Raw genomic sequence first — 16,783 nt, 5'->3', positions numbered from 1 at the left:
GGGAGTGCTTACTGCACACAATGAAATTATACTCAAAATGAGTCTTTTTGTCAATCCTATCATCCATGATCCTCCACATTGGTTTAGTTTATTCAATCTCAACTCTTACTACCGCAGAAACTGAGAAAACACGTAATTGCCATACGACAATCCCAAATCGGTCATACAACATCCCTGATATGTGTTTTCCAGTAATTTCCGATTTAAAAGTTGGTTCAATATAGTACCGAACTCCGACTCGATTGAACAAGAAAACCGACGCGCAAAATCGCTGTACACAATACCTTTACGCATACGAAGCGCTAAAAAACAATAATCCTCCATCGCTCGCATACGATCTATAGTGATCACTTCATGGATAACGCATTCCCTACCGGCACGGCCGATGTATGCGGGAATATTCGCAATATTGGACCAGCGCCTGTCTTCATAAAAAGAATGGGCCGATACGCCAAACCCAATGTAAGGAACATATTTCCAATACTTGCAGTTATGCCGCGATACGTATCCCGGCCTGGCATAACTAGATATTTCATAATGCTGAAATCCCATAGCATGCATAGCTGCATGAATGTTCCCCTCCATTGCCTCGTTTGACTCATCGGCAGGAAGTAAAATTTTTTTCTGCTGCACACCATAAAACAACGGGGTATGTTCTTCCACAATAAGATGATAAATAGAGGCATGAGTTACCGATAATCCAGACAGCATTTCCATATCATATGCTGCCATTTCCAACGTTTGTCCAGGTAATCCGTACATCAGATCTATAGAAACATTATCAATGCCGGCATCCTGTACTGCCCGAACAGCCTTCACTCCCGCCGCGGCCGAATGAATGCGGCCTAAAAAAGCCAGCATGTCATCTGAAAAAGACTGAATGCCTAAACTTATCCGATTAACACCTATCGAAGCCAACGCAGCCGCATAGACCGCATCCATACTATCAGGATTTGCTTCTACTGTAATTTCCGCATTATCTAAAATGAAGAATTTTCTGCGCAGGTGATCCAAAATGCATTGGATGTGCTGAGTCGGCAGAAGCGATGGTGTCCCGCCACCAAAATAAACAGTATCTGCCTGATCTGTGCCGGTAAAACCATCGATTTCCCGGCACAGCGCCTGTACATAATCTTCTATATAATGACTGACGCCGCCATAAGACGGAAAATCACAATATATACATTTATGCACACAGAACGGAACATGAACATATAGTCCAATCATGTATCATCCACCTGAAGAACAGCCATGAAAGCTTCCTGCGGAATTTCCACATTACCGAACTGTTTCATACGTTTTTTACCCTCTTTTTGCTTTTCCAATAACTTACGTTTACGTGAAATATCACCACCATAGCATTTTGCAAGAACATCTTTTCGCAGTGCCGCCACATTTTCCCGGGCAATGATCTTATTGCCAACAGCAGCCTGTATCGGGATTTGAAAAAGCTGACGCGGAATAAGACTACGCAGTTTTTCAACAAGAGCGCGGCCACGACGTGCTGCAAAATCCCGATACACAATAATGCTCAATGCATCAACAATTTCTCCGTTAATAAGAATATCCATTTTCACCATAGGGGAGGCCTGATATCCATTCAATTCATAATCCAAAGACGCATAGCCCCGAGTCGCCGATTTCAACGTATCAAAATAATCATATAAAATTTCACATAACGGTAAATCATATATCAAAGACACCCTAGATTCGTCAAGATAATCCATTGTTAAATACTGGCCGCGACGATTTTGAGATATTTCCATAACTGTTCCCACCATATCTTTAGGAACAATGATAGTTGTTTTGACAAATGGTTCTTCAATGCGGTCTATTTTTGTCATATCCGGCATAAGAGACGGATTATCCACAGGAATCATGGCACCATCGGTACAATACACATGATAAATAACAGACGGTGCCGTAGTAATAAGAGTTAAATCGTATTCACGTTCTAATCGTTCCCGCACGACATCCATATGAAGAAGGCCTAAAAAACCGCAACGAAAGCCGAAGCCTAAAGCCGTTGATGTTTCCGGCTCAAAAAGCAAGGCGGCATCATTCAAGTGAAGTTTCTCCAAGGCATCTCGCAAATTATCATATTCATTGTTTTCCACCGGATATAACCCGCAATATACCATAGGAACAGCCTTGCGATACCCTGCCAACGGCTCCGTTGCAGGAGCAGAGGATTTCGTCACTGTATCACCAACCCGGCAATCCCGAACATTCTTCATGCTTGCGGCCAAATACCCTACACTGCCGCATTCCAACAAGGGAACCGCATGCATTTGCGGCAAGAAAACGCCGGTTTCAATTACTTCAAACTCTTTTCCTGAGGCCATCATGCATATCCGTTCTCCCGGCTTGATACTGCCCTCCATAATACGAATATTAGCAATCGCACCCTTATAAGCATCAAAATGAGAATCAAAAATAAGTGCCCGCAACGGCCTATCCGGTGCATCCTCCGGCGCAGGAACACGCCGGACAATCGCCTCCAGAACATCGTCAATGCCAACCCCCGTCTTAGCGCTTACCAATATCGCTTCCGAAGCATCCAAACCGATAACATCTTCAATTTCTTTACGCACTCTTTCTGGATCTGCGCTGGGCAAGTCTATTTTATTGATGATCGGTATAATTTCCAAATCATGCTCTAATGCCAAATATACATTAGCTAATGTTTGCGCTTCCACTCCTTGTGTAGCATCAACAATAAGCAAAGCACCCTCGCACGCTGCCAGGCTGCGAGAAACTTCATAGTTGAAATCGACATGCCCCGGTGTATCAATAAGATTCAGGGTATATTGCTGACCATCATGGGCAGTGTACATCAGTCTGGCAGACTGTGCTTTTATCGTAATCCCCCGTTCTCGTTCCAGATCCATCGTATCTAAAAGCTGATCTTCCATTTCTCTTTGAGAAACCGTGCCTGTCCTTTCCAAAAGCCGGTCAGCTAAGGTCGATTTACCATGATCAATATGTGCAATAATAGAAAAATTACGAATATATTTTGTCGCCACTTTATGTCTCCTTTTTCTTAAACGATAACTCCGCCGCCAAGAACACGTTCACCGTCCTCCGGATTATATAGGACAAGTGCCTGTCCGGCAGTCACAGCTCGCTGTGGTTTTGCAAATTCTACATGTACCGCAGTATCCCCATCAGGATATACCATACACAACGCTTCTTTAGCAGCATACCGTATTTTGCCCATTGCTTGAAATGGATGCTGCGGAATAGTCTCTACCCATGATGCATCAACTGCCCGAACCATAGTGGAAAAAAGATTCCGCTCCGGGCCCACAAGAATTATATTATTGACGGTATCGATGGCGGTCACATAATAAGGTCCGCCAGGACCACCCAGATCTAATCCTCGCCGCTGTCCGATCGTATAACAAGGAATACCTTTATGCCGCCCAACAACATGTCCATTCTGATCCACAAAATCCCCCGGCTTAAAATAATCCGGTACATTTTTGCGCAAAAAATGTTTGTAATCATTATCCGGTATAAAACAAATATCTTGGCTTTCCGGTTTATTAAAAACAGGCAGTCCCCAATTCCTAGCCAACTCCCGTGTATATTTTTTTTTCAAGTCAGCCATGGGAAACAACACATGGGACAGCATATCCTGTGTCAACTGATATAATACATAGGATTGGTCTTTGCGACGATCCGTGCCACGCAACAGACTGAATATCTCCCGTTCTGAATCATAAGAAATACGGGCATAATGACCAGTTGCCAGATAATCTGCACCAAACTGGCTAGCCTTATCCCATAAAAGACCAAACTTTATGAATTTATTACATGCAATACACGGATTAGGTGTCTGCCCTTCCGCATATGCTTTAATGAAATATTGAATAACTTCATGATAAAAAATTTCCCGAAAATCCAAAGTATAATGAGGAATCTCAAGAATAGATGCTACCGCTTTAGCGTCATCTACTGCCGACAAAGAACAACAGGCATGTATATTATTGATAGGCTCGCACAGCGTATCTTCTTCCCATAAGCGCAGCGTAATACCAATAACATCATATCCTTTTTCTTTTAACAGCCCCGCCGTGACAGAACTGTCTACGCCGCCGCTCATTGCGACTGCGACCCGTTTACTCATGATGATCCTCCTTAGATCCTGTCAAATCGAGCATTGCTTTAATTATGTGGACGGCCTTTTCTATATCTTCCCGTGTGTTTTCTTTGCCAAAAGAAACGCGGATACTACTGCGCAGCCATGGCTCATGTACATGCATAGCAGAAAGCACATGAGATGGCTCTACCGCGCCGGACTCACAGGCCGCTCCTGCCGAAACGGCAAGCCCTTTCATATCCAACGCAATAAGTATAACAGATCCATCGGCATCACGAATACTGAAATTGATAATATTGGGCAGCGCTGCAGTCATTGATCCATTCAAACGAAACCGCGCATCATGCTGAATCAGGTGCTCATAAAAAAAATGTTTCAAAGCGGCCGCCTGCTCACATCTAGCTTGCCGTTCCTCTTCCAATATTGCCGAGGCCGCACCCAGCCCAACTATACCAGCAACATTTTCTGTCCCTGCCCTCAAATGATGTTCCTGCGAGCCGCCGTAAGCTTCCGGTGCCACCTTCAGCCCTTGACGCACATATAAGGCTCCCACTCCCTTGGGGCCATATATCTTATGCCCGCATAAGGTCAATAAATCAATGTGATCTGCTAAAGGCCGAATAGGTATATATCCAAATGCCTGTACGGCATCCACATGAAACATTACTCCAGCTTTATGAGCTGTCATGCCAATTTCTTTGACGGGCTGGACCGTCCCCGTTTCATTATTGGCATACATGACAGAAATCAAAATGGTATCCTGACGAATGGCCTTTTGTACATCTGCCACGTCAACACGGCCATTTTCATCTACAGGTAAAAATGTAACATTGTATCCTTTATATGCCATTTCCTGAAACGTATTGAGAACCGCATGATGTTCAACAGCAGTTGTAATAATATGTCCGCCGTCAGGATGATTCGCTTGTAAATATCCCCTGATTGCCAGATTGTCCGCTTCGGTCCCGCCGCTTGTAAAAACGATATTTTGAGCCTGTACACCTAAAGAATGTGCGACCTGCGCTCTTGCCTTATGAACTGCAGCCCGAGCCTGTTGTCCAAAGTAGTGCAGACTCGATGGATTGCCATACTGGGTCGTCAAAAAAGGCAGCATCGCATAAAGTACTCGTTGATCAATCGGCGTCGCCGCAGCGTTGTCTAAATATATACGTTCCATGGTAGTCTCCTTCATTTCAAGCTTACTAATTATAATACCATAATACAAAAGCAGTGACTAGTAACCACCACCGCAAAAAAAAAGCTGCCCCGGTAAAAAACCGCGACAGCTTACCATAGTTTTGCTATTTATTTTTTACGGCTTTCTTCAGTACGGCAATGACTGGGACTGTAATAACAGCAGATATAATTGCTTCAGGGATACCATTAAATACGCAAATTCCCAAAATAATATTAATGACATTATCCAACGGTATCTCTCTTACCTGTGCAAAATCTTTAGCATAAATAATATAAATGCCACCCATAACACCTACTGTGTTGATCATCGAACCTGCAATTCCTGCAATAGCCAGACTAACCGTTTCTTTATGAATCGCTGCCAATACCCATTTATAAATATAATACGCACCAATACCGATAAACACACGAGGTAAAATAGAAATCAGCGGATTTAAAAAAGCAAACGACAGTAAAACCGGTGCCGTAACAGCCTGAAAAATACTGAAACAGCCAAAAATAAAACCAACCATTGATCCAACCCGCGGTCCTGCAACAAGTGCTCCAATAATAACAGGTACATGAAGAATCGTTGCTTTCATCATAGGCAATGGAATAAATCCATATCCAGTCACTCCCAATAAAATGGTAATACCTGACAGCATGCCTATAATCGTTAAATCCCGTGTCGTAAACAGCGGACGTTTTCGTACGTTGCCAACACGCTTCATACCTAATTCTTTTTGCATACTTACTCCTCCGTTCTCGCTCTTTTAAAAGATACAAGTCGCAATGATACAACGGTGTTACCAACAGGCCTTCATATTGTGGTTTCGCTCTATTGATACAGACCCAATCGCATTTCAGCAGGATTGCCTGCGACACCACGCGTAGTATACCATACTTGGCCAATCTTGCCAATACCCTGCGCATAGGTTATAAAAATCATATATAGTGCTTATTTATATTGTCATTTACAGTTTTGCAGACAGTGTTTTAGATTTTGCTCTTGTTTCATATCGACTTCTATGTTAGAATAGCATACGTAACATTTATATTTGCGAGTGTGGCGGAATGGCAGACGCACCAGACTTAGGATCTGGCGGTTTACACCGTAAGGGTTCAAGTCCCTTCACTCGCACCAAAGAATGGGCTGTGAAATAACACTCCCTATAAAAACAAATAAGGATCACTAGCTCGAAAGAGCCGGTGATCCTTATTTTGTGGTAAAATTTTACGTGCCAATGAAAAATTCAACCAGCCCGAAGGGCATAAGCTGTAGAATTCCATTTTGTTATTCAGCGTTTAAATTTCAAAGGAACAGTCGAAACAACGACATCCAGATAATTCAGTATCCGCAACCGTAAAATACTCCCGCTCTGGTTATGAAGCAATCGATGCCACAATTTTTTAGGCTCAAATTCAGGAATAAGAACAGTAATGGCATCCTGCGGCCCCACGCGACGTCGTAAACGATATAAAAATCGAATCAACGGATCTGTTAACTGCCGATACGGAGATGGAATCATCACTAATTGAACAGACGGTTCCAGATCTTCCCATAATTTTTTGACTTTTTCACCACGAGCAACATCGGTACAAACATGCACGGCATAAATCTTATACGGCCTGATCATTTTTGCATACCGCATCGCACGGGCTACTGCCTGCGTCGGAGATGCTACCGGAATAACAACGATATGACGGCCCAGTGCCGGCACCATCGTTTCTTTATATCCTTCTGACGTCAAAACAAGTTGATCCCGAACATCGTTATAATGCTTATGAACTTTAATAAATAAATAAACAAGAACGGGTATAAGCAGGCAAATAATCCATGCCCCATAAATAAATTTAGTAATCAGTACAATAATGACAACAAAGGTGGTAACAACAGCACCCGTCCCATTAATAAGAGCATATATCTTCCAGTTGTGTTCTCTTGTCTTGTGCCAATGAATAACCATTGCAGTCTGAGCAATGGTAAAAGACAGGAACACACCAACAGCATACAGGGATATTAAATGTTCCACATTACCGTTAAATCCGAGAATCAGAATAGCGGCCCCAATAGTAAGCAAAACAATACCGTTAGAAAAGCTCAGCCGTTCTCCACGATTACCAAAGTACCGCGGTACATAACCGTCACGAGCCATAAAGGACAATAACGGCGGCAATCCATTATAGGCCGTATTGGCAGCCAAGTACAGAATAATCATGGTCATTACTTGAATGAAATAAAAAATTATATTTCGACCAAAAACATGCTGAACTAACTCAGACATGAGGGTAACCCCCTCAACCGGCAATAAATGAAAATAAATGATCAAATAGCTGATTCCGCCAAGCATGCAAGCCAAAATAGCCGCCATAATTCCCGTCGTAATCATGGCATTGCGTTCCTGTGGCGCTTTGAATAAAGGGACTCCATCAGCAATAGCTTCCACACCGGTCATAGAACTGCAGCCATTAGCAAATGCTCTCAGCAGCAATAATACGGTAAACATTCCCATAGGTGGTGAATCAGAAACTGCAACAACCCCTGGTGTGGCATTAAGAATGAAAACTTGATATAACCCGCTGAAAATCGTTAGAAAAACAGCGCCAAGGAAGATATACGTCGGCCATACAAACATTGTAGACGCTTCCTGCACTCCCCGTAAATTAAATATCATCAAAACAAAAACCAGCACAAAAATATCCAAATATAAGTGATAGGGTGCTAATATGGGAAACGCGCTGATAATGGCCGCAGTCCCCGATGATATGGAAACCGCAACAGTAAGAATATAATCAGAAAACAAAGAGGCCCCCGCAACAAGAGCCGGATATACACCTAAATATTTCATAGCAATGGCATACGAACCGCCGCCGCCTGGATTGGCCTTTATGACTTGAGAATAAGATAACGCAACAATTCCCAATAATATAATAATAGCAACAACGACAGCGCCAAAATAGGCATATAAGGCCGGAATGGAAAATAAAATCAGTGCAATCTGCTCTGGCCCGTATCCAACAGATGACAATGCATCAGAAGAAAAAATGGGCAGAGCCTTCCATTTTGGAATGCGTTCACTTTCCATTCTCTCATTCTCCAGGGGCTTGCCAATCAGCCACCGAGATATAGTCCTAAACATGAAATAATACGCTCCTTTATACGTAAAGTGAATTAAAACATCTAGTTATTAATTATACCCATCAATATAATTATTAGTCAATAATAAAAATACAAATATATCACATTTATTTTAAGACTTACTTGTAAAATAACAAACAACTAAACATTCCTTACAAAAAAAACGTACATAAATATTTCGCAGAACCGGGATAACGCAATATATGCGTAGATAAAACCGTATTCCTGACTGCCTTCAAATGTGTCAACACATATGCTTATTGCTAACAGGATGACGCCGCAGGAGCAGTTAAGCGCGAAACACTCGCCAGATCTAAAAACTGCGTTTAAACACACTGCCCGCCACACTGGCACTGCGTTTTTTTTTCATGTACCCCGTTTATCATACGGCGTTTTATACCAAAAGAAACAGCGTTATGCACACTGTCCCCCATACTCAGAAAAGGATCGGCGAATGACTGCTGTAGATGCTTAATTTATCACTGCACAGATGCTGTATCTCAAATGTAGGTTATATGAAATCCCTAATGCTATTGTGATTTACAGAATACTTTTTATTGTAATATTTATAAATATTGGCTGATTTATAAATAATTTGCTATGTGTGCTTTTGGGACTCCACCTCGTTTTTCAAACGCATACTTTAATAATTGCGGCGTCAACTATTATCATTATTCATCTCACTTTTATTATCATTTTCTTTCTCATTTTTATAGACATTTAGATATAAGAGGTATATACTATATAAAACAGAACTCGTTGTGCAGTGAATTGCTTTACTTTTAGGGAGGTATAGCTTATGAAATTTTTTAGATTTATCCTACCGTATATTTTAATTTCACCGGCAGCAATAGCCGTATTTTTTATTGTTCTTTTCGTCTGTTGTGTATCTGTTGAGTTTGCCATGCACATTATGCTGTATGTACTGGGAGCCTTGACATTTGTAACTCAGACATCACAAAATATATTTGTATCCGTCACTTCAGCTGGTCCATCTTTAATTGCCGCAGCTCTATTTATGAATAAAGCCGTCTATGAAATGAAGCACATCCAACTCAAAAATGAACGGTAATACCTAATATCCCCCACTCATGCCAATGATATAATGGCTCACTTGTCAAGACAGAAATCTAAAGATTTCATAATGAACCTTAAGCCGTGGCATAATCTATTAGCATTGCTGGATAGTACAGCGTAGCTGGAGCCTGATAATCAATTGCTGAATGATGCCGTTTAAAATTGTAGGTCTGGATATAATTTTTAATTGCTTGACGCGCCTCTTTGAGATTGCCATACTGAGTCAGATAAGCTTCCTCATACTTGAAACTTCGGAACCAACGTTCAATCATGATGTTGTCAGCCCAGCGTCTCTTGCCATCCATGCTTTGGCGCACCTTATTTTCCTTTAAAAACTTAATATACTCCTTGCTAGTGAACTGGCAGCCCTGATCTGAGTTTAAAATTAGCGGTTTCGCAACTTTAAATGCTCTTTTGAGCGCATGGGTGACCATTCTGGTGTCTAATGTGTCATCTACTTCCCAGCCAACAATGCATCGGCTATACCAGTCGATGACAGCGGTTAAATAAAGGAATCCTCGTTTGATGGGAATATAGGTGATGTCAATTGACCATGCTTGATTTGGCCGAGTTATTACAGCATTCCGCAGCAAATACGGGCATACCTTCGCCTGTTGCATACGTTTGGACAGATTTATCTTTGGATATATCGCGTCCATACCCATTTCCGTCATATACCGACGGGCTTTCCTGCGGCCGATCAAGTAACCGAGGCTTTTGAGTTGGGATGACATTTGACGCGCCCCCCAAGCGGGATTATCCGTATGAATACGATCTATGACAGCTTTACAGGCAAGCTCTTCTGATGAAATAGGTGTGCCTTTGTAGTAGATGCTGGTACGATTTACTTTAAGTAATTCAGCGCCTTTCTGCGCGGGAAGTTCCTTAGTCATCAAAAGGTTTCGGACTAAATTTACTTTCGTAGTCAGGTCCAAGCAGTTCTGTAGATTTTTTTTTCAACCAGTCCACCTGCATGGTGAGTTGGCCAACCTTTTTAGCATATGCTTCTTTCTCTTTGCGTTCCTCATCTAGTTTTTCTCTGATATGCTCCTCTCGGGAATCATCGAATACAACAGAGGCTTTATCGAGAAATTCTTTTTTCCAGTTTCGCAAAAGATTTGGTTGTATGCTATTTTCGATAGCTATTGCATGGAGATCTTTCTCGCCCTTGAGCAGTTCGAGAACTAGATCCGATTTGAATTTTGCTGTGAAATGTCTTCTTTTCTGGGACATAAATGAACCTTCTTTCAAGTGTTATCTACAGTATATCAGGTTCATTATAAACGTGCTCCCAAAATGTCTTAATTTATGAGACCATTATAATGATACTGGCGACCCGCATCATTAAAATCATCCTATATTTAATTAATGCCCCTGCCAAAAGAGTACATCGCAAAAAAATTCTTTGTTATATCCAATAATATTTTTTAATATTGTAAATTTAAGATTATATTTATATAAAAAGCGATAAATAGCAAAAATATTGACATTTTTTATCAAATTTATTCTGATATGAATCCAGATCTTATGGTCCACAACTTATTTCTGAAAATGGGTTCTTCCCGGTAGCCCCGCTGGCTGCCAATGGAGCTGATTCTAACGGAACAGCATAATCCAGCAGCCAAACCAACTGTTTTATGATATGAAATCCAGTTTACTTTTTTATTGTTTACTTTGTGAAGTTTAGCCCATTTTGATTATACCGTGAAAACTTTTTTGTTTTTTTAGTTATATATCAAAAAAAAGTTGGATACCCGAATAGCGGATCCAACTTTTTTTACTAGTTTATACGGTTGCAGTCCCTTGAAATACAGCCAGATTGCACATAAAAAAATGATGACATGTACTGTAATTTATTTTAAATTTTTAATTTTTTCTTCCAGTACCGGCATTACTTCAAAAAGATCTCCTACAATTCCATAATGAGCGAATTGAAAAATAGGCGCATCTGGATCTGTATTAACGGCAATAATTAATTCTGCATCCTGAACACCAAGCTTATGTTGAATAGCGCCTGATACCCCAAGAGCAATGTATATTTTCGGAGCAATTTTCTTTCCTGTTATCCCAATCTGAAGATCATGACTTGCCCAGCCGTTATCAACAAGAGGCTTAGACACACCAAAACCGGCTCCGATCGCATCCGCAAAAGCTTTAACCTTTTCCATTCCTGCTGCATCGCCGACACCTCTGCCTGCTCCAACAATAATATCAGCGGTATCCAGAGAAAGCTCTAGCTCTTCAGCTGTTAAAATCTCAAAATGTGTCACCTTTTGTCTGGGTTTTAAATCACCAATATCCACAGTTTCTTTGATTATCTCTCCCTTGCGAGTAGTATCAAACGCATTGCCGCGGAAAATTTTATCACTGACGGTCCCCAGTTGAGGCCGAGTTGTCGTTAAAATTTTGACAAAAAGTTTTCCTGTATAAGCTGGCCGAATCCAGGTAAGCGAATCGTCATTTCCTTCATAATTCACATCAATACAATCAGCAACAAGACCAAGATTTAACGCTGAAGACAAACGACCACCCAAATCGCGTCCATTATTAGAAGCACCAATAAGAATAACGTTTGGTTCATATTTAGCAGTTATATCCGCAACAGCCTTAGTATATAAGATCGAATCAAAAGAAACCAATTCTGGATTTTCCGCAATAATAACGGCATCAGCGCCATAACCGATTACGTTCTTAGCCGTGCTTTCGGCCCCGCTGCCAATAATCAGACCAACTAATGTAGTATTACGGGAATCAGCCAATTCACGTCCCTTTCCCAACAGTTCAATACTGAGCGGGCTTAATTCGCCATTTACAAGTTCAATATATACCCACACATTTTGTTTCAACTTCATAATTCGCCCCTCCTTATAATATTTTTTGTGAAACAAGTATATCCACAAGATTCTTTGCCGCCTGTGTCGCAGTATTTCCCTGCACCATGGTTCCCATCGGATGTGGTTCCGGTGCAAACAGCTCCGTTACTTTTGTAGCAGAACCAGCCTTTCCGGCTTCCTTAACATCAAGCCCTATATCTTCCAAACGCAGCACATCAAATACGGCCTTCTTGGCATTCATTTTTCCCCTGATTTTAGGCTGACGGGGGGCATTCATTGTTTCCATGACCGAGCACACAATCGGAAGCTGTGCTTCCACCGTTTCTATGCCGCCGTTATTTTTACGAGTAGCCTTGACGGTTGTTCCTTCTACCTCAAAAGATTCAGCATATGAAATAAGTGACATTCCCAGATATTGTGCAACCGCAGGAGGAATCTGCCCCGTATCCCCATCTGTCGAACGTTTTCCTGTAAATATAATATCGGCACCGCCGACCTTTTCAATTGCCTTTGCTAAAATCTTTCCAGTAGCCAGCGTATCCGAACCTGCCATTCTTTCATCTGATACCAGCACACCCTTATCGGCACCAACAGCAATACCATCACGCATAACTTCACCGGCCAGTGCAGTACCCATTGTCAAGATTGTTACAGTACCACCCACGGCTTCTTTCACAGCAATAGCAGCTTCAATAGCATGCATATCCACCGGATTTAGCATAGACGGAGCGCCTACACGAACAAGGTTATTATCTTTTGCATCAATTTGGATATCCGAAACAGCTGGTACTTGTTTCACTAACACTACGATATTCATATTCAAACCTCCTTCAGTTCTATATTATTACATCGTTATGTGTTTATTATGACACATATTCAACAATCTATCAACTAATAACAAATATTATTTATATTATTCCATTTCCAGTATGTTCAAATAATACTATCTTTATCGAAAAAAAGCTGCCACACACATCGTGACAGCCTTTTTGCATAAGTAACCTATAATCTACTTTTCATTATCGCGATATGGAGGTAATTTCGATTTTTCGACCTTCTTTTCGCTTATTTCAGACTGGCATGACGAGCATCCACCAGAACAGCTATTGCCACAGCAGCTAGCCGTTCCCTTAAACAACCCGCGCACATGACGAACCATGTAGATGACGGCAATGAGAACAACAATGCCGACAATAATGATAGCCGGACTCAATCAGACTACCCCCTTTCCATAAAATCTAAAGTTCTTCTATTACGCACCCAAACCAGCCATTAATGCAAGTTGATAAACAACAAAGGCAAATACATACGCAAGAACTACTCCCAGTCCTGCTGAGAAGAACATCCATTTCCAAGAATTGGTTTCACGTTTAATAACGGCCAACGATGCTACGCATGGCATGTACAGCAAGCAGAACACCATTAATGATAACGCAATTGCTGGATTAAAACTCGGATCTTCCGCTAAGAACGTAACCAAATTGGCTTCATGCGCATCATCTGCTTCAACACTATAAATCGTAGCCAAAGTAGATACCATAACTTCTTTAGCGGCAGTGCAGGCAACAAGACCTACCCCAATTTTCCAGTCAAAGCCTAATGGCGCAATCGCCGGTTCTACAAAGCGGCCTAAGCGCGCTGCATAACTTTGCGACAACTTTTCGGCTTTTTCCTTGTCGTCTAAAGCACCGGTTTCATCGTCCGCCCTGGTTTTAATATCAAAGAGAGGCAATGCCTGCGCGTATATAGTCGGATTTTTTTCTTGTAAATCAGAAAATGCATCTGGATACTCTGGCTTAGCTTCCATTTCCTCAGCCTGCTGAACACTTTGGACATCTTGATCTTCACTATCTTCGGCATCTTTTTCTTCATCGGCAGCAGCAACCATAGACTGGAACATATCGTTTAGTTCAGCATTGTCTTCAATATTAGAAAATCCATACGACTGAAGAATTGCAGCAGTCTGAGCATCAGCCTGTTCAGAAACTTGATCACGAGCAGCATTGAAATCCTGAGAATATTCAACATCCATCGGATATGCCGTAAGAAACCAAACGATAATAGAAGCACCTAAAATAATCGTACCCGCTTTTTTAATGTACAGGATAGTACGTTCCCACATATGCATCAAAACGCCTTTTATCGTAGGAATATGATACGGAGGCAATTCCATAACAAACGGTTCCTGTTCACCTTTAAACACACTATGACGCATCACAACAGCAACGCCAACAGCTACGATGATACCCAGAATATACATGCCAAAAAGCACGGTTCCTCCATATCCTGATGCTCCAAAAAAAGCTGCGATAAGTAATGTATACACTGGAAGTCGAGCCCCACAGCTCATAAAGGGGCAGGCAAGAATCGTAACCATACGATCTTTTTCATTATCCAACGTTCTGGCCGCCATAATTCCCGGAACATTACAGCCAAATCCTAAGATCATAGGAATAAAAGATTTACCATGCAGCCCTAATGATCTCATAGCACGGTCAATCAAAAAAGCTGCCCGGGCCATATATCCCGAATCTTCCAGCAAACTAATAAACAAATATAAAAGAATAATGAGCGGCACAAAGCTTAAGACAGATCCAACACCGCCGATTACCCCATCAACAACAAGTGATTTTAACTGTTCATCAACAATTACATTGCCTAAATAATCTCCAACTATGCCAAATAGGGTATCAAGCCATCCCTGAGGATATGCTCCTAAGTCAATAACAGCAGTAAACATAATCCACATTAAAGCAAGAAAAATAGGAATACCCAAAATTCGATTAGTCAATACGCGGTCAATCTTATCAGATAATGTATCGCTTGTTCCAACAGCAACAACAGAATTATTAAAAGCTTTTACAGCAAACTGATGACGGCATTGCGCAAAATAAAAATCAAGATCAATCTGATTTTTAAGGCCATCCCGTAAAGAAGAAGCCAACGTTACGATTTTTTGCGTTCCTTCCATGGCTTTTACTTTCGCTACAACATCTTCATCGTTTTCTAATAACTTAACCGCCAGCCAGCGAAGCGGATATTTGATAATACCCGTTTTTTCAATAGCATCTGTCAGTGTCCGAATAGAAGGCTCTACTTCAGCACCATAATCCACTTTAGCATTTATGATGCTTTCTGCCATTTTAGTATTGACAATGACATCTAACAATTCTTTTGTCCCTATATTTTTGCTGCCCACCAGTGGAACAACTACAGCTCCAAGCTGTTCGCCTAATTTCTTCAGATCTATCTTGACGCCCATGCGTTCTGCAATATCCATCATATTCAGTGCAACAATCATAGGGCGATCTAATTCCACAAGCTGAGCTGCCAAATACAAGTTCCGTTCCAAGTTAGATGCATCGAGCACATTTACAATAATATCTGGTTTTTCATTAATAATAACATTTCTTGCTACAACTTCATCAAGCGAACGAGCCGTAAGACTGTATGTCCCCGGCAAGTCAACAAAGAGTAGATCCTTGCCGTCAAACTTACAGTGCCCTTCTTTTTTTTCTACAGTAACACCGGGATAGTTCCCGACATGTTGCTTAGCACCTGTAATATTATTAAAAATCGTCGTCTTCCCACAGTTAGGATTACCCGCTAAAGCAATCTTTATTTTTCCTGCCTGTTCCATGACTACTGTTTACCCCCTTCTACAGCTACGTTAATCATAGCTGCTTCGTTCATTCGCAAAGCCAAAGAGCACCCTTTTACCTTGACCTCTACCGGATCACCAAGCGGTGCTTTTTTGACAACCGTAATATGGGAACCTTTCACGACCCCCATATCCACAAGGCGGTGTTGAATGTTGCCGTGACCCTGCAGCGCGTCGACAACACCCGTTTCACCGACTTCCATCTTTGCCAATGTAACAATGTTCATTGCTATACCTCCCCTTCTTTCCGTGCAGGCTTATTCATACATTCATTCGCAGCGCTCTGTCCGGGACTCTAATATACACTTAAGCGCGTTAGAACTGCTGGTATGGGAACGAACAACTTCCACGTTTTTGCGCTGTGCTTCCTTTACTGCACAACGTACCATGCTGTGGCTAACAGTGCTAGTGAACAAAACCACTAAGTCCGGTGAACCGATTTTAGATTTAAAATCACTCGGAACTTGTGTAAAAACTTTTGCCTTATACGAATATTTTTTACATATATTTTTGTATTGGCAAACCATGCAATCGTTACCACCGACTATGACAACACTCATTTACATCGCTCCTCTTCGTGCTCCGTAAATAATACTCACACATCCCTTCTTTATTGATAATGACGTTCATTACCATGTTTAGTATATAAAAATAAGTAATTCTTGTCAATACTTTAAAATGATTTTCAATAATAAAGTAATAACAAGATATCATTTTACATAAATTCATACCAAAACAACATATGTTATTGCATTTAAATTACCTTTAAATATAATATCTCAAAATATTCG

15 protein-coding genes and 1 tRNA gene are annotated in these 16,783 nt (G+C 41.3%); 2 read left to right on the top strand and 14 right to left on the bottom strand.

Going from position 1 to position 16,783, the window contains the following annotated elements; translation table 11 throughout:
- Positions 1–108 precede the first annotated feature (108 nt).
- The 5 genes from hemW to AB840_RS09555 all read right to left on the bottom strand — a co-directional run bounded on the left by hemW (position 109) and on the right by AB840_RS09555 (position 6,030).
- Positions 109–1,227: a radical SAM family heme chaperone HemW gene (gene hemW, locus AB840_RS09575; RefSeq protein ID WP_048514620.1), complete on the bottom strand. Its 1,119-nt coding sequence runs from the start codon at positions 1,225–1,227 to the stop codon at positions 109–111.
- Complete coding sequence (lepA, locus tag AB840_RS09570) at positions 1,224–3,026, bottom strand: translation elongation factor 4 (protein WP_048514619.1); 1,803 nt, start codon at positions 3,024–3,026, stop codon at positions 1,224–1,226. Before lepA ends, hemW begins: the two co-directional genes overlap by 4 nt.
- A gap of 17 nt (positions 3,027–3,043) precedes the next feature.
- Positions 3,044–4,132, bottom strand: coding sequence for a tRNA 2-thiouridine(34) synthase MnmA (gene mnmA / locus AB840_RS09565; protein ID WP_048514618.1), 1,089 nt, complete (start codon positions 4,130–4,132; stop codon positions 3,044–3,046).
- Positions 4,125–5,282, bottom strand: a complete 1,158-nt coding sequence (locus AB840_RS09560) for a cysteine desulfurase family protein (protein WP_048514617.1) — start codon at positions 5,280–5,282, stop codon at positions 4,125–4,127. Before AB840_RS09560 ends, mnmA begins: the two co-directional genes overlap by 8 nt.
- Positions 5,283–5,406: 124 nt before the next feature.
- Positions 5,407–6,030, bottom strand: coding sequence for an ECF transporter S component (locus AB840_RS09555; protein WP_048514616.1), 624 nt, complete (start codon positions 6,028–6,030; stop codon positions 5,407–5,409).
- A gap of 311 nt (positions 6,031–6,341) precedes the next feature.
- Here AB840_RS09555 and AB840_RS09550 point away from each other — a divergent pair.
- Positions 6,342–6,425: transfer RNA gene (locus AB840_RS09550), tRNA-Leu, on the top strand.
- 154 nt (positions 6,426–6,579) lie between these two features.
- On the opposite strand, the gene AB840_RS09545 is transcribed toward AB840_RS09550, so the two are convergent.
- Positions 6,580–8,367, bottom strand: coding sequence for an APC family permease (locus AB840_RS09545; RefSeq protein ID WP_234984816.1), 1,788 nt, complete (start codon positions 8,365–8,367; stop codon positions 6,580–6,582).
- Between the two features lie 852 nt (positions 8,368–9,219).
- Between AB840_RS09545 and AB840_RS09540 the strand changes: the two genes are divergently transcribed.
- The gene (locus AB840_RS09540) at positions 9,220–9,492 is read left to right on the top strand and encodes a hypothetical protein (protein WP_048514614.1); all 273 of its coding nucleotides are present in this window, start codon (positions 9,220–9,222) and stop codon (positions 9,490–9,492) included.
- A 79-nt stretch (positions 9,493–9,571) separates the two neighbouring features.
- Here the strand turns inward: AB840_RS09540 and AB840_RS09535 are convergent, their stop codons facing one another.
- The 8 genes from AB840_RS09535 to AB840_RS09500 all read right to left on the bottom strand — a co-directional run bounded on the left by AB840_RS09535 (position 9,572) and on the right by AB840_RS09500 (position 16,552).
- A complete protein-coding gene (locus AB840_RS09535; protein ID WP_200809877.1) occupies positions 9,572–10,390 on the bottom strand; it encodes an IS3 family transposase in 819 nt (272 codons plus the stop codon).
- Positions 10,383–10,730 (bottom strand): transposase, encoded by a 348-nt coding sequence (locus AB840_RS17610; RefSeq protein ID WP_048514612.1) that lies wholly within the window; start codon positions 10,728–10,730, stop codon positions 10,383–10,385. Before AB840_RS17610 ends, AB840_RS09535 begins: the two co-directional genes overlap by 8 nt.
- A gap of 620 nt (positions 10,731–11,350) precedes the next feature.
- A complete protein-coding gene (locus tag AB840_RS09525; protein ID WP_048514611.1) occupies positions 11,351–12,349 on the bottom strand; it encodes an electron transfer flavoprotein subunit alpha/FixB family protein in 999 nt (332 codons plus the stop codon).
- A 13-nt stretch (positions 12,350–12,362) separates the two neighbouring features.
- Entirely contained in the window at positions 12,363–13,148 is a 786-nt protein-coding gene (locus AB840_RS09520) for an electron transfer flavoprotein subunit beta/FixA family protein (RefSeq protein WP_048514610.1), read from the bottom strand.
- 192 nt (positions 13,149–13,340) lie between these two features.
- Entirely contained in the window at positions 13,341–13,544 is a 204-nt protein-coding gene (locus AB840_RS17825; protein ID WP_048514609.1) for a hypothetical protein, read from the bottom strand.
- 39 nt (positions 13,545–13,583) lie between these two features.
- A complete protein-coding gene (gene feoB / locus AB840_RS09510) occupies positions 13,584–15,971 on the bottom strand; it encodes a ferrous iron transport protein B (protein WP_048514608.1) in 2,388 nt (795 codons plus the stop codon).
- Positions 15,972–15,973: 2 nt separating this feature from the next.
- On the bottom strand, positions 15,974–16,219 hold the full coding sequence (locus AB840_RS09505) for a FeoA family protein (protein ID WP_048514607.1): 246 nt from the start codon (positions 16,217–16,219) through the stop codon (positions 15,974–15,976).
- Between the two features lie 42 nt (positions 16,220–16,261).
- Positions 16,262–16,552 carry a DUF2325 domain-containing protein gene (locus tag AB840_RS09500; RefSeq protein WP_048514606.1) on the bottom strand — a complete coding sequence of 97 codons (291 nt, stop codon included), beginning with the start codon at positions 16,550–16,552 and terminating at the stop codon, positions 16,262–16,264.
- Positions 16,553–16,783 lie beyond the last annotated feature (231 nt).

This window comes from Megasphaera cerevisiae DSM 20462 (genome assembly GCF_001045675.1).
In the GTDB taxonomy this organism is placed as follows: Bacteria; Bacillota; Negativicutes; order Veillonellales; family Megasphaeraceae; genus Megasphaera; species Megasphaera cerevisiae.
Note: the sequence above shows the minus strand (reverse complement) of the source record. Positions and strands in the feature narration are given on the sequence as shown.

Excerpts from the sequence above, each read along its gene's own strand:
- hemW (WP_048514620.1), bottom strand. The coding sequence starts at position 1,227 with ATGATTGGACTATATGTTCATGTTCCGTTCTGTGTGCATAAATGTATA.
- mnmA (WP_048514618.1), bottom strand. The coding sequence starts at position 4,132 with ATGAGTAAACGGGTCGCAGTCGCAATGAGCGGCGGCGTAGACAGTTCT.
- AB840_RS09560 (WP_048514617.1), bottom strand. The coding sequence starts at position 5,282 with ATGGAACGTATATATTTAGACAACGCTGCGGCGACGCCGATTGATCAA.
- AB840_RS09555 (WP_048514616.1), bottom strand. The coding sequence starts at position 6,030 with ATGCAAAAAGAATTAGGTATGAAGCGTGTTGGCAACGTACGAAAACGT.
- AB840_RS09545 (WP_234984816.1), bottom strand. The coding sequence starts at position 8,367 with ATGGAAAGTGAACGCATTCCAAAATGGAAGGCTCTGCCCATTTTTTCT.
- AB840_RS09540 (WP_048514614.1), top strand. The coding sequence starts at position 9,220 with ATGAAATTTTTTAGATTTATCCTACCGTATATTTTAATTTCACCGGCA.
- AB840_RS09535 (WP_200809877.1), bottom strand. The coding sequence starts at position 10,390 with ATGACTAAGGAACTTCCCGCGCAGAAAGGCGCTGAATTACTTAAAGTA.
- AB840_RS17610 (WP_048514612.1), bottom strand. The coding sequence starts at position 10,730 with ATGTCCCAGAAAAGAAGACATTTCACAGCAAAATTCAAATCGGATCTA.
- AB840_RS09525 (WP_048514611.1), bottom strand. The coding sequence starts at position 12,349 with ATGAAGTTGAAACAAAATGTGTGGGTATATATTGAACTTGTAAATGGC.
- AB840_RS09520 (WP_048514610.1), bottom strand. The coding sequence starts at position 13,148 with ATGAATATCGTAGTGTTAGTGAAACAAGTACCAGCTGTTTCGGATATC.
- feoB (WP_048514608.1), bottom strand. The coding sequence starts at position 15,971 with ATGGAACAGGCAGGAAAAATAAAGATTGCTTTAGCGGGTAATCCTAAC.
- AB840_RS09505 (WP_048514607.1), bottom strand. The coding sequence starts at position 16,219 with ATGAACATTGTTACATTGGCAAAGATGGAAGTCGGTGAAACGGGTGTT.
- AB840_RS09500 (WP_048514606.1), bottom strand. The coding sequence starts at position 16,552 with ATGAGTGTTGTCATAGTCGGTGGTAACGATTGCATGGTTTGCCAATAC.